The organism is Bacillus cereus group sp. BceL220, assembly GCF_051776965.1.
In the GTDB taxonomy this organism is placed as follows: Bacteria; Bacillota; Bacilli; order Bacillales; family Bacillaceae_G; genus Bacillus_A; species Bacillus_A cereus.
In genome coordinates this window covers 17,596-30,643 of sequence record NZ_JBPWBC010000026.1, presented here as the reverse complement: position 1 = coordinate 30,643, position 13,048 = coordinate 17,596, and the positions used below count along the sequence as shown (strand labels likewise).

Below are 13,048 nucleotides of genomic sequence, written 5' to 3'. Positions count from 1 at the left end.
CCCATTAAAATCAATAATAAAATTATTGATTTTAATGGGTATTTTAATTATATTTTTTAATATAGATATATTGATTGAAGATGATGATAGTGTATAAATATTAATACAAACTGTAGGAGGATTTATATATTGTTAAAAAAAGAAATTTCTATAGAAGATATTTATCAGGAAATATTAGATGGAAAAAGAATTAGATTTCCTCCAAATACATGGAAAGAAGATATAGATAATAAAATGGCGCGGAGGGTATTAACATATTTGCTTAACAGTATTTTAAAATGGAATAAGGAAGACATAAGAAAAAAGTGGAACACAAAATTACTTGTAAAGTATAGGCTACGAGGATTACTCAAACATAGGTATGAAAATAGCCCTTTTAAAGCGATTAATGATTTGTATCCAAATCAGTTCAAAGAATGGGAATTTGGTATGACTCCTTTGAATTTTTGGGCTAAAGAAAAAGCATTAGCAATTTTGAAATGGATTATTGAGGAAAAAGAGGGTCTTTCAAAAGAAATGTTCTTAGGATTATACGGGAAAAAATGGTTGAAAAAAAATAAGCTTAGTGCACCTCTGGCTATGTATTGGAATAGTAGCCCGTATGCAATGATTAATGATCTTTATCCAGGTCGTTTTAAAGAATGGGAATTTGGCATGACCCCTAATAACTTCTGGACTAAAGAAAAAGCATTAGAAGCATTGAAATGGACCATTGAAGAAAAAGAGAGATTAACCCCTAAACAATTGCTTGATATATACAATATAAAATGGTTAAAGACCCATGGATTAGCATCAGCATGTCAAATGATTTGGGGGAATAGTCCGTTTAGAATGATTAATGATTTATATAGAGAGCGTTTTAAAGAATGGGAATTTAGAGTTACTCCTGTTGGATATTGGTCTAAACGTAAAGCATTAGAGGCGTTAAGGTGGACTATTGAAGAGAAAGAAAAATTGGATGAAAAACAGCTATTAAAAGTATTTAATCAAAAATGGCTAATAAAACAAAAATTATGGACGCCGTTAAAATGCTATTGGAAAGGAAGTCCATATGAAATGCTTATTGCTCTATATCCAAATCGTTTCTCGAAAAATATGTTAAAAGGATATATTTAAAAGTAAAGATTAAATTAATAATTATTGAGAAAGTTTATGATATAACATGCAGTTATTAATTTGGAGGAAGACACCTTAAAGGTGTCTTTTTTGTGCATAAAAAATAAAATATCACTTAGTGTAAAAAAATTCAAAATATTAAAGGGATTTCTATTAAAAATTAAATACAATCATTCATTGATTAATTGTTCTATCTCTTTTCCTATTAGAACCAAATTTTTGCCAATTGAGAGACTCCTTTTATTATCTCTTCTTCGCATAAATCACCAAATCCAAGTTGAATATGAGGATATTCTGGTAAATATTCCGAGAAATATTTTGAGCAAGGATAAACTATAATGCCGTGATCATGTGCTCTTTCAATTAGCATTTTTTCACTCATTTTTGTTTTCACTTCAATAATAACGAAAATACCGGAGCTACCACCTTTAATCCTGACATATTCCTTAAAATGCTTTGATAATTCCTTATTTAATAGATTCATTTTACGTTTATACAAAGTTTTCATCTTCCTTAAGTGCGAGTACCAATATCCTTCATTCATAAAAGTTGCCAATGTTCGCTGATGAATAGATGAGGATGTTTGTTCAAGTAAAGGGAGTATCTTTTTATATTCATTTATTAGCCGCCTAGGCAAAACCATATAACTAACACGGATAGAGGGGAGGAGTGCCTTTGAAAAAGTTCCTAAATAAACCACCCTATCATTTGAATCTAAACTTTGAAGAGACGGTATAGGTTGATGAATATATCGAAATTCACTATCATAATCATCCTCAATAATATAGCCTTCCACCTTTTTTGCCCATCCAATTAACTTTAGTCTTTCATTGACAGGGATGGTCACTCCATACGGAAAGTGGTGAGTAGGAGTGACATATAAAAGTCTAGAAGGCGATTTTAAAAGAAAATCGACTTGAATGCCTCGTTCTTTTACTGGAATTGGATCAATAATAAATGATTGAAGAACAAAAAGCTCCCTTGCCACGTTATATCCAGGATCTTCTACTGCTATATAATGATAGTCTTGCTTTAACATTAATGACAAAATTAATAACAAATGTTGTGTACTACTGCCAATAATAATTTGTTCTGCAGAAGTAGTAACTCCTCTTGATTGAAATAAGTAATCTGCTAGTGCCTTCCTTAATTTAATGTCGCCTTGTTTTTTTCCGTATGAAAACATGCTAGAGTCTTTAAGAATTTTGTTTGTAATCATTCTCCACTTTTTTAAAGGGAAGTTTTCTTGATCCACTGTCCCAATCTTAAAATCAATAGTTTTCATGGTAGTATGATTTGTTTCATAATGCTGTTCTCTAATAGGTTCAAAATTAAGTGTTTCATCCGATGTAATAGCCTCTACAAAAAACCCTTTTTTGTTCTCACTTCGAATAAACCCCTCTGATTGCAGTTGTTCATAGGCTACCTGAGTTGTGTTTCTGCTGACCTCTAATTGGTTAGCAAGTTGTCGAATTGATGGCAACTTTTTACCGTGTTCTAATTTACCAGATAAAATCTGAGTTCGTATATATTGATAAACTTGTTGATACATAGGATTTTTACTTTTTCGATTTATATTAAATATTAGTTCCTTCATTATTTTAATACCCCATCTGTCATTTGTATTTATTGTAAACTGTACCTTTTAGAAATGACAGTATAAATAAATAATGAATTTATAAAAAAATTTAATTTAGGAGGAGAATTATGACAATATTTATGTACATATTTTGTTTGATTGTATGGGGACTCAACTTTATTGCAGTGAAAATTCAAGGAACTCCTGTCAGCTTAGAGTTATCTTTAACTTACCGTCTGGTTATGACAGCTTTTTTATTTTTGATGCTTGTTTTTTTTCTTCGACCAAATGGGATGCCAACAAAAAAAGATATCCCATTTGTAATAGTTTTTGGTATATGTAACTTTGCAATAAGCTATTTATGCCTTTATTACGCTACAATTTTGAGTTCTGCGGCAATTGTAACATTGATTTTTTCATTAAAGGTAATTTTGACTCCGATCGCACTTCGAATTTTTTTAAAAGAAAAGTTACATTCACGCGTTTTGTTTGGAGGTATTTTAGGGGTATTAGGAGTATGTATTCTTATCTATCCGAAATTGAATGATTTTCAAGGGTTCAATGATATAAAAGGAATTATGGTTGCAATTTTAGGTACGCTTCTTACAGCAATAGGTGATGCGAGCTCGGCACGAAATGCAAGCCATAAGGTAAACCCTATCTATGCAAATGCTATTGGATTTACAGTAGGTAGTTTATTGATGGGAGTAATTGTATTATTTCAAGGACAAGAATTTGCATTTCCTACATCGTTTTCATATGTATCTATGTTGATATACTTAACTCTATTTGCTTCTTTTGTAGCATGGTTATTCTATTTGAAGCTTGTAGAAAAAATCGGAGGAGCTCGAAGTGGATATATGGTTGCGCTATTCCCTGTAATTGGAGGGATAGCTTCCGTTTTAGTCGGTGAGTCAGATCCATCCCTATATTTGTTTGTTGGATGTTTTTCAAGCTGTATTGGAGCGGCTATCGCATTAGGGTTTAGAACTCAAAAGCAAGATTCGAAATTAACTCTAAAAAGGGTTAATTAAGAAAGGAATAAGTGTAATGGACTTGAAAATAGATCCCATATATTTTTTATGTATGAATTGTGCACGTTCTTTTGAAAAAAATAAACCATAAGTCGCTTAAAAACTGGGTAAATAAGGATTTCTTTTCTCCAATTTAAATAGATTATGTATCAGGACTCTGGGAATGTATCTTAATATTCATTCAATTTTATATGTATTATTTCATGCTCTTTTTTTACTTCTATTTTGATAAAAGATTTAACATTGAAGTGGATACAAAATAGTAGAGATAAGGTTCAGTAAGCGTACAAGAAGTATGTTAGTTTATCGAAAAAATCCCTACAGGGGACGTAGAGTAAGTCTAAGGGTATTGAAGAATTGTCGATTCTAAAAGTAAAGGACTTCTTGGAATGTAATAAGTTCAACATATAATTCGTTAAAACTGTATATAATTATGTTAAATTAATGTGAATTGATGCTTCTAAAGCACCGGCATTTAAAGCTAGAAAAGAATTAAAAGAAGCTGTGAAATAATTATACATAGTAAAAAAGGATTTGATATTCATATCAGATCCTTTTTTCATTATTAGTTTAGTATAATTGCTCATCGTAGCTACTTAACAAGGGTTTAAAAACTAAATATTTTTCAGGTACTACAATCTTAACCTAATAATTTTCTTAGTTTTTGGTATTCACTTTCCTAGCTTAACTGACATGGGGCACTATATCATCAAAAGAAAATTAGATGTTTAGTATTAAATAAAATTAGTAGCAATACTATCTAGGTTCTTTAAGGAAACCAAATGAGAGAGCAACATTTCAAAGGGTATCTTGTGATATAACTAAGTAGAATTTTTTAAACAAGGGGATGATGAGATGAATAAATTGAAGGGGAAAATTGCATTAGTAACAGGGGCTAGTAGAGGAATAGGCCGAAGCATCGCCTTACATTTGGCGCAAGCTGGTGCGTTAGTCGTTGTTCACTATAGTAAAAGAAAAGAAGAAGCAGAAAGTGTAGTGGATCAAATTAAACAAGATGGCGGTGCCGCATTTACAATCAGTGCAGATTTAAGTACCTTTAACGGCATTAATAAATTGTATTCAATGATGGATCAATCTCTTCAAAAATATATAGGTGATATTACATTTGATATCCTTGTAAACAACGCTGGAATTGGGCAGGTTTTAACGTTAGAGGAATCTACAGAGGAGTCTTTTGATGAGGTTATGAATATTAATGTAAAAGCTCCATTTTTCATTATTCAAAAGGCTTTGCCACGTTTAAAAGATGGAGGACGGATTATCAATATTTCGTCATTTGTCACACGGATCGCCTCCCCAAGTGTTTTTGCCTACAGTATATCTAAGGGGGCAATAAATACACTCACTCATACTTTAGCACAACAACTTGGTGCTCGTGGTATTACAGTAAATGCGATTCTCCCAGGCATAATTAATACAGAAATGAACGCTGAGACATTGGGCAACCGAGATGGACAAATATATGCTGCAGGTTTATCGACTTTTAATAGGTGGGGAGAACCTAATGATATAGCTGATATTGTAGGTTTTCTTTCATCATCAGACAGTCGTTGGATAACTGGTGAGTTAATCGATGCAAGTGGTGGATCTTGCTTATAATGCTAGAGGAAAAGCCGACTTAAATAGAGTTGGATTTGCAACTCTATTCTTTATTTGTTAAACCACCGAACTACGTACCATTTATTAGCTCTTACAAAAACCAGCTTGAAACGAGGCAAAATGTATTAAGTCAATCAAGATAGAGAAGCAATTATGCTGTAGTAGGATTAGTAGTAAGTGTAAATAGTAAAAATGCAATGAATATGCACAATTTCATATGTAAATAGGTACTTTTTGTTAACTCTTTCATAGAGAAGGAAAGGTATGAATTTAGTATGATAGAATCAATTTGTATTAAATATAAAGGGGATGAGTATATGCTAAAAAGAATGATTTTAGGAGTTTCATCATTAGTAGTGGGAGCAACAATTGGCTTAGCGACTGATGCATCTGCAGCACCTGCACCACCATTAACATCATTAAATGTGGTAAAAGTTGAATCTCAATTAGGCGGGGTTGAATTTATTGGTCCTAATAATTTAAGTACAGTTAAAGATCATGGAGGGAGCTATTTATACATTTATACAAATGAAATGGGATATGGTAGAAATCCAATTGCTCAAATGAGTGGTCAAAAACTAAAAAAAGTAGATTCTAAGATGATTGATATTAATGGTGATAGAACAGTTGATGGTTGGGAATATAAATGGGATGCTTCGGGACAGCAAAATGGACAATTCAAATATCAAAACACATCTACAAATGCACCTTGGAATACATTATCTACTTCATTAAATATTAAATAAACTAACAGAAGAATTCGATGTTATTTTTTATGTTTGAAATATATGTAATATTTAGATACCTAAAGGAGTCTACGTTTTTAGTGGGCTCTTTCTAGCTAATGATAAGGTACCAGCAAATAAACTATTTTGTCTAATTGATAAATTGAAAGTTTACATAACGTTTTTCTGGTAAACAATTCTGAGTCTAATAGTGTGATCAATAAAAGAAGGAAATCAATTAAGTTATTTAGTGCGTCTTTCATCATAAATATCTAAAACTACATATTTATGAAATTTTATAAAATTTGTACTCTATATTTAGTCCTAGTAATCATGTCAGGATAGGTATTGGATGAATCGCTCATAATTAAAAAGAGCATGTTTAATTTTTGGTTATTAAACACGCTCTTAAAATATGTAGAAGCTTATATGTCAGCCTTGACTTATGTAACTTAAATACTATTACCATATTGTATGTGCGTTCATGCCATTTCCAAGAATCAGAATAAATATTGGCAATAAAACTGGCCCTAAGGTAAGGAGTAGATTTAAAAGTATAAGAGTTCTATATATCCAGGGATAATGTTGATCAATTTGATTTGCAAACACTATAATAACTAATGACATTATGTTTGTTACATATAAGCCTAGCATTAGAAACCAATAATTTGCCATTATACTGAGACTCCATGCTCCTAATAATTCATGTATTACACCAAATGATATTCCTAATACAGCAAAACTAAAGGAAATAACTGAGATTTTTTTGAGAACTTTAGTAAATATTTTATCATGAGAATTTTCAGGGTATAAACTCATTATATTAAATAAAGATAAATAGCTCATTAAAACTCCCACTCCAGACAATAACAGGTCTCCATGTGATTTAAAAAAACAGAACAGCCCTGCTACAGAAAAAATAAAGGAAAAAAATATTTTTTTAAAAACCGGTTTCATTATATTCTCACATCCTTAAAAAATTCGTTTATAATCAACTTTGTTGCAGTTAAATTCAAATTAACCTCTTTTTACAAGTTATTCATTGAATTTCATATGTTACACCTTTAGCACAGCTATTAAACATCCTTTTATTTTGTTATATGGATTAATTTGCGATAATTGCATATGAAATTTAAAAATAATAATTTACATATCATTTATGTATTCTTATTATATGGGTAAAGATATTCAAAAATTAACTAGAATTATTTATAGTAAAGTATACCTTAACATAAGGTTAAGTATATGTAAATATAATTAAATTCAAATTAATTATATTTCTTATTTCAATGGGATTACGTACACGAACAATACCAATATAAATCAAAAAATTATGACATTTGTTTAAAGAGATAAATAAAAAATTCAAGGTGTATACTCAATCACTAAATTTAGTTGGATATGCACCTTTAAATTATTGGGAAATATATCTGGCTTAATGAGGAACACAAGAAAAAAGATAGTTAAAGCCAATCTATAAATAAAAGCAGCTAGCAAAAGCTAACTGCTCTCATAATGGAATGAAGTGTGTATTTATTATGGTCTAGCTGTCCATTTCGTGTTTTTTTGAACATACATTCTTCGCTTTTAATGTATATATTGAATATATGAATATATTGTGTTATGATGTGAATTAGAAACTCGCGTGTTTCAAATACAACATTTGTATCTTCTTGATGACCTCTTATCTTTCCGTAAGAGGTCCTTTTTATATCCTTCCGTATTGCATAGCCCTTAAAATACTATGAAAAGATACTAGAGACTACTACACTGTGATATTCTCTAGTATTTTTTCTTTACCTAGATTATCTATTGTTGGGTAAACGATGAATTATTACTTTTTGTATAATTTTCATAAAATAACTTTGAACCATTATTTATTTCACTATAAAATAATAAATGGATATATATGACTATCGGTTATGTGGATAGGTATGTCCTTTTTATGTAATGATAATGCGAATTGAAGCAAATGATTACCCACCTTATGAAATTATAGAAATATTCTTAATGTCTATAACAAAACCTGCGTTTATCTAGCCAAAATAAATCTATCTTCGTGTTGATGAATTATTGCCTCTTAGTAACTTAAAGCTACCATCTTTAATTTTTCTAGTATCAAGCAAAGCTAGCATGTTTAATGTATAATTAGACGCCTGTAAATGAGCATTACTATTTAAATTTTTACCTGAGAGTAATTCAGTTAATTAGTAGAAAAAGGAAGGGACCTATTTGGCCCCTTCTTTTTTCTCATACATAACGCTTGTTGACAACTTATGAAATAATAGCATTCATCGCTATTAAAATATAGCACTAAAAGCAATTAAACGGATATGTAATTATACATATCCGTTTAATTGCATGAATGGGAACAAAACTATTTATCTCTTCCCGTATGGAAACAAATAGATTTAGGTTTACTTAGGGTAAGAAGACCTGATCACTGATTGCTGGTTAAACCATATTTCTACATATCTGAAACAAATTATTTTACTGGATTGTATGTTAATAAGATTAGGGCTTTATAAAAGTTAGATTGTTCCTTGGTTTCATACTCGTGATTTTACTTGGAGTACGCATCGGAAAAGAAGTTATGTTATATACAATTCCCAAAGGGTTATTATTCAGTGCACCTAATGAAGCGCCCCACTTCCTTTTTCCTATCCTACTAAATTACCATTCCAAGCCGATGTTTTCTTTTTTAAACAATTCATTCATTGAATAAAGATAATTTCGCCATACGTATCGCATAGCATGAAACTTTTTCAATATTATTTGGAATATATTTCAATCCACTTCCGATACTATAACAGATCGAAAAATTCTCTATTGGAGGTATATAATGACATATCCATTTCGTAATTTAGTATTTGAAGGGGGCGGGGTAAAAGGGGTCGCTTTTATCGGTGCCATCCGCGCACTAAACGATGAAGAGATTTTGCCAAAAATACAACGGTTTGGGGGGACTTCAGCAGGAGCAATTACTGCATTACTTTTAGGTCTTTCCATTCCATTCGCAGATATCGTAAAAATCCACAAAGATATGAATTTCAAAGCATTTAAAGATCATGATTTTTTATTTATTCAAGATAATATTCGTCTGTTTTTTGATGGTTTTGGCATTTATAAAGGGGATTTTTTCACTGAGTGGATAGGTGCAATAATTGAAAAATGGACAGGGAGTAAGGACACAACCTTTCAGCAGTTGTATGACAAAACAGGAAAAGACGTGTTTTTCCAAGGAACAAACGTTTCTACACATCAGCTTCGCACGTTTTCTCGTGAGACTACGCCTGACGTCCCGTTAGTTGTTGCTGTGCGGATTTCGATGTCCATCCCATTCTTTTTCAAATCTGTGGAATGGGAGGAAGATTATTATGTGGACGGAGGTGTACTCGATAACTACCCAATCCGTTTATTTGATCGCAAAAGTTTTGTAAGTAAGGAAGAACACTTCACGACCACAGACACAATCGACGAGGTTAATAAACTGGTAAGTAATACGGATCAGCATTCTGCATTAAGAAACTTACATACGAACTACAATGTATCTTTCTTTGATCCTGCAGATGAAATTGTGTACAACAAGGAAACACTAGGTTTCCGTTTAGAATCTCGTGCTGAGATTGCGATGTTGAAACATATAGCAAGTGCAAAAAAACATCATATTGGCCATTCACTTATTGATTTTGTATGGAATTTATCTCAAACCATGATTAAGGGACAAGCGAGCGGAAAAACAACAAAAGAAGATGCTGCTCGTACTGTATTTATCAATACATTCTTTACGTCGTCAATTAATTTTGATATTACAGAAAAAGAAAAGAAAACACTCATTGATTCAGGCTATACTTGTACTAAAGATTATCTACATCAGTTCAATACTTCTGAAGTAAAATTGTTTAATCGACCATAAAGCCGAGTGCAATGCACTTGGCTTTTTTCATTCATCCTGTAAATTCTTTTTTAGTAGCCAATTAAAATTTAAATAGACTATGCATAGAACAAGAGAGGAGATAACAGGAAGTAATAAATATAAGTTTTGATGACTTCTTATTTTGTAAAACTAGGGTGTAGAAAGGGTGAAACAGGTGGAAGAAAAACGAATTATGATTTATGTAGTCGGTGGTAATGCCAAAGTCCTGAGAAAACCCCATGATGTTGTGTTGGATATCGTTGATTTTGATAACCTAGAAGAATACGTAGAACCCACTTTTACAGGCTTATTGTATTAAAAACAGGAGAGAAGTATGATTCAAAAAGAAGTAAAGGTAGAATACATCTCAAATGCCTGCTTTAGCCAACCTGCTACCAACTGAAATTGTTGTTTATTAAACTGGATTAAGAGATTCTTATAATTGGGGTCGCTCACATAATCATCAAGCTAAGATTTTAGAGTATTCTCTAAACGGGAAATTTTTGTTTTTTATAGTACTGAAGTTTATTTTTATCGTTTTAGGGAGGAAGATCTTACTTAACTTAATAACGATGGGGTATTTATTTTTCTTAGCTTGATGGCGATTGGTGCTACCCCATGGCCTTCTAAATTCGCCACATGCCCATCAACTTAACTGTAACTAAAATTGTATTTCTAATAGGAATATGCTCTTGCAATTAAGCAAGGGCTTGAAAAATGATTAAACGAAAAGCTCCTATAAATTTGATTAATAATCTTATATTATATTTAATATCAATTGCAATTCATTGAGGAACTTTTCACGTTCCGCCCAATGTTCCTCCGCAGTTTTAGTACAATTGAATTTATTAAAGTCCCTCTCAAGCTTTTTCATGTCAATCACACACCTGTTTTAGAATAATACTATCCGTAAGTCCAAGTTTAGGGCATTACTTGCAAGAGCTTTAGAGTTTTTGCGCCAGAACCACAAATTTCAACAAAATAAGTTCCTATTGGTCACGAATTTTTGGGATTGAAGTGGAGTAATAAAGCATAACTATAACTATTGAAAATAAAGAAATTAAGCTAACCTATTTTCAGATCAGAAACCCATATCAACTTAATCTATTACTTTATTTTCTTTAAACAATGTTACGAGGAGTGTGTTATATGGCATATGCATGGCAAGCTCGGCATGGACTTACATCCACCCAATTTCAGGTTGAATTCAATTCGCTACTATCTCAAGGATATCGACTCATTGATATTAGTGGTTACGGAGTAAGTGGAGTCGATCGTTATAGTGCTATCTGGGAACAGTCGCCAGGTCCCGAGTGGCAGGCTAGGCACGGACTATCCTCAGGGGATCATCAAGCCTTATTTACGAACCTGGCTGCTCAAGGATACCGCCCAGTGCGCGTTAGCGGTTTTGAAGTGTCTGGCACAGATCGTTATGCATCTCTTTGGGAAAAAACTGCTGGTCCCGAGTGGCGCGCTCGCCATGGGCTGACCGCGGCTCAATATCAATCTGAATTTAATAACCTCATTTCGCAAGGGTTTCGATTGATAGACATATGTGGGTATAACGTAGCTGGTGAGCCACGATTCGCCGCGGTTTGGGATAAATCTCCAATCCCTAATTGGGTCGCCCGTCATAACTTGAGCTCTGCTGATTACCAAACTGAGTTTAATCACTGGAGCAACCAAGGGTTTATATTGTGGCGTGTAAGTGGATATGAGATTGCCGGTCAAAACTTTTATGCGGCGATATGGATCAAAGGACCGGCTCTTACATGGTCCGCCCGCCATGGTTTATCAGCCGCCGATTATCAAGCCGAGTTTAATTCTATGCTGTCTAGAGGATTCCGTCTAGTTAGGGTTACTGGATACCCATTGCATGGAGAAGTGCGATATGCAGCAATATGGCACAAGCCTTACTTGTCCGATAGTGATCTAGCGTTCATTCAGCAGACCGTGACGACCTTTATGAACAATCACGGGATTCCAGGAGCATCCTTAGCTCTCACATACCAAGAGCGCTTAGTCTTTGCTCAGGGATATGGCCTTGCCAATCGGGCAACGAATGAACTAGTCACGACCAACCACCGCTTTAGAATTGCCAGTGTCTCAAAACCGATTACTTCTGCGGCGGTGTTCAAATTGATCGAAGATGGACGGCTAAAACTTGGCGACAGAGTATTTGGTACAAACGCTATCCTCGGCACCACTTATGGGACACAGCCGTACAGTACAAATATCGACCAAATAATGGTACAACATCTTCTGGAACATACAAGTGGTTGGGCGCAAACGCAGGATCCGATGTTTAGCCATTTTAACTTAAATCAAGATGAGCTTATCACATGGATGCTTGATAACGAACGATTAACTTATGTGCCGGGACGGACCTTCGATTATCTCAACTTCGGTTACTTGCTGCTTGGCCGAGTGATTGAACGAGTTTCAGGTATGGCCTATGCTGACTATGTTCGACAGCATGTCCTCGCACCCTGCGGTATTACGGATATGCATATTGCCGGTGACACTCTTGCGGATCGTCGGGCGAACGAAGTTGTATATTACCCGCAAAGCAGCTCAAATCCTTACACGATCCGGGTTTCTCGCATGGACGCACATGGAGGTTGGATCGCATCTGCAACGGATCTCGTTCGTTTCCTCGTTCGCGTGGATCGTTTCTCCTCTAAACCGGACATCCTAAATAGAGGATCCCTAGCGACGATGTATACAACCACGACTGCACCAAAAATAGATGGGACCCCTTCAAATTACGCAAAGGGATGGGCCGTTCATCCTTCTGGTAATTATTTTCATGATGGAGACATACCAGGTTCGGCTTCAATCGCTGTGCGAACGCATCACGGATATTGCTGGGCCGTGTTAGTCAACTCTCGAAATGATGTACAATTGACAAAGATGCGATCTGACCTAGACAACCTGATGTGGACGATTATTACGCGCATCAGAGATTGGCCGGCTTATGATTTGTTTTGACATCGATGACAAGGAAAAGTAGAGTATCACGACTTAGCACCGCATAATACTAAAGGATTCTTCTATC

Annotated in this window: 9 protein-coding genes; 7 read left to right on the top strand and 2 right to left on the bottom strand. The window is 33.8% G+C overall.

Translation table 11 applies throughout. The annotated features are described in order from the left end of the window. The first annotated feature begins 129 nt into the window (after positions 1 to 129). Positions 130 to 1,116 (top strand): DUF4046 domain-containing protein, encoded by a 987-nt coding sequence (locus tag ACS2FK_RS29190; RefSeq protein WP_063549446.1) that lies wholly within the window; start codon positions 130 to 132, stop codon positions 1,114 to 1,116. A 205-nt stretch (positions 1,117 to 1,321) separates the two neighbouring features. Here ACS2FK_RS29190 and ACS2FK_RS29185 read toward each other — a convergent pair whose 3' ends face one another. Next, positions 1,322 to 2,713 (bottom strand): PLP-dependent aminotransferase family protein, encoded by a 1,392-nt coding sequence (locus ACS2FK_RS29185; protein ID WP_063549444.1) that lies wholly within the window; start codon positions 2,711 to 2,713, stop codon positions 1,322 to 1,324. Positions 2,714 to 2,823: 110 nt separating this feature from the next. Between ACS2FK_RS29185 and ACS2FK_RS29180 the strand changes: the two genes are divergently transcribed. From ACS2FK_RS29180 to ACS2FK_RS29170, 3 genes are all read left to right on the top strand, one after another. Next, a complete protein-coding gene (locus ACS2FK_RS29180; protein ID WP_063549442.1) occupies positions 2,824 to 3,729 on the top strand; it encodes a DMT family transporter in 906 nt (301 codons plus the stop codon). Positions 3,730 to 4,584: 855 nt separating this feature from the next. After that, positions 4,585 to 5,349 (top strand): SDR family oxidoreductase, encoded by a 765-nt coding sequence (locus ACS2FK_RS29175; RefSeq protein ID WP_063549440.1) that lies wholly within the window; start codon positions 4,585 to 4,587, stop codon positions 5,347 to 5,349. 317 nt (positions 5,350 to 5,666) lie between these two features. Beyond that, the gene (locus ACS2FK_RS29170) at positions 5,667 to 6,095 is read left to right on the top strand and encodes a DUF4879 domain-containing protein (protein WP_063549438.1); all 429 of its coding nucleotides are present in this window, start codon (positions 5,667 to 5,669) and stop codon (positions 6,093 to 6,095) included. A gap of 441 nt (positions 6,096 to 6,536) precedes the next feature. Here ACS2FK_RS29170 and ACS2FK_RS29165 read toward each other — a convergent pair whose 3' ends face one another. After that, complete coding sequence (locus ACS2FK_RS29165) at positions 6,537 to 7,031, bottom strand: DUF3902 family protein (protein WP_000805584.1); 495 nt, start codon at positions 7,029 to 7,031, stop codon at positions 6,537 to 6,539. Positions 7,032 to 8,916: 1,885 nt separating this feature from the next. On the opposite strand from ACS2FK_RS29165, the gene ACS2FK_RS29160 reads away from it, so the two are divergent. From ACS2FK_RS29160 to ACS2FK_RS29150, 3 genes are all read left to right on the top strand, one after another. Further along, on the top strand, positions 8,917 to 9,990 hold the full coding sequence (locus tag ACS2FK_RS29160; protein ID WP_063549436.1) for a patatin-like phospholipase family protein: 1,074 nt from the start codon (positions 8,917 to 8,919) through the stop codon (positions 9,988 to 9,990). Between the two features lie 166 nt (positions 9,991 to 10,156). After that, complete coding sequence (locus tag ACS2FK_RS29155; protein WP_196213905.1) at positions 10,157 to 10,309, top strand: hypothetical protein; 153 nt, start codon at positions 10,157 to 10,159, stop codon at positions 10,307 to 10,309. Positions 10,310 to 11,139: 830 nt separating this feature from the next. Then, positions 11,140 to 12,981 carry a serine hydrolase gene (locus ACS2FK_RS29150; protein ID WP_088021126.1) on the top strand — a complete coding sequence of 614 codons (1,842 nt, stop codon included), beginning with the start codon at positions 11,140 to 11,142 and terminating at the stop codon, positions 12,979 to 12,981. The last annotated feature ends 67 nt before the right edge of the window (positions 12,982 to 13,048 follow it).

What these genes read in the sequence shown, in the direction of transcription:
- ACS2FK_RS29185 (WP_063549444.1), bottom strand. Translation starts at nt 2,713, where the DNA reads ATGAAGGAACTAATATTTAATATAAATCGAAAAAGTAAAAATCCTATG.
- ACS2FK_RS29180 (WP_063549442.1), top strand. Translation starts at nt 2,824, where the DNA reads ATGACAATATTTATGTACATATTTTGTTTGATTGTATGGGGACTCAAC.
- ACS2FK_RS29175 (WP_063549440.1), top strand. Translation starts at nt 4,585, where the DNA reads ATGAATAAATTGAAGGGGAAAATTGCATTAGTAACAGGGGCTAGTAGA.
- ACS2FK_RS29170 (WP_063549438.1), top strand. Translation starts at nt 5,667, where the DNA reads ATGCTAAAAAGAATGATTTTAGGAGTTTCATCATTAGTAGTGGGAGCA.
- ACS2FK_RS29165 (WP_000805584.1), bottom strand. Translation starts at nt 7,031, where the DNA reads ATGAAACCGGTTTTTAAAAAAATATTTTTTTCCTTTATTTTTTCTGTA.
- ACS2FK_RS29160 (WP_063549436.1), top strand. Translation starts at nt 8,917, where the DNA reads ATGACATATCCATTTCGTAATTTAGTATTTGAAGGGGGCGGGGTAAAA.
- ACS2FK_RS29150 (WP_088021126.1), top strand. Translation starts at nt 11,140, where the DNA reads ATGGCATATGCATGGCAAGCTCGGCATGGACTTACATCCACCCAATTT.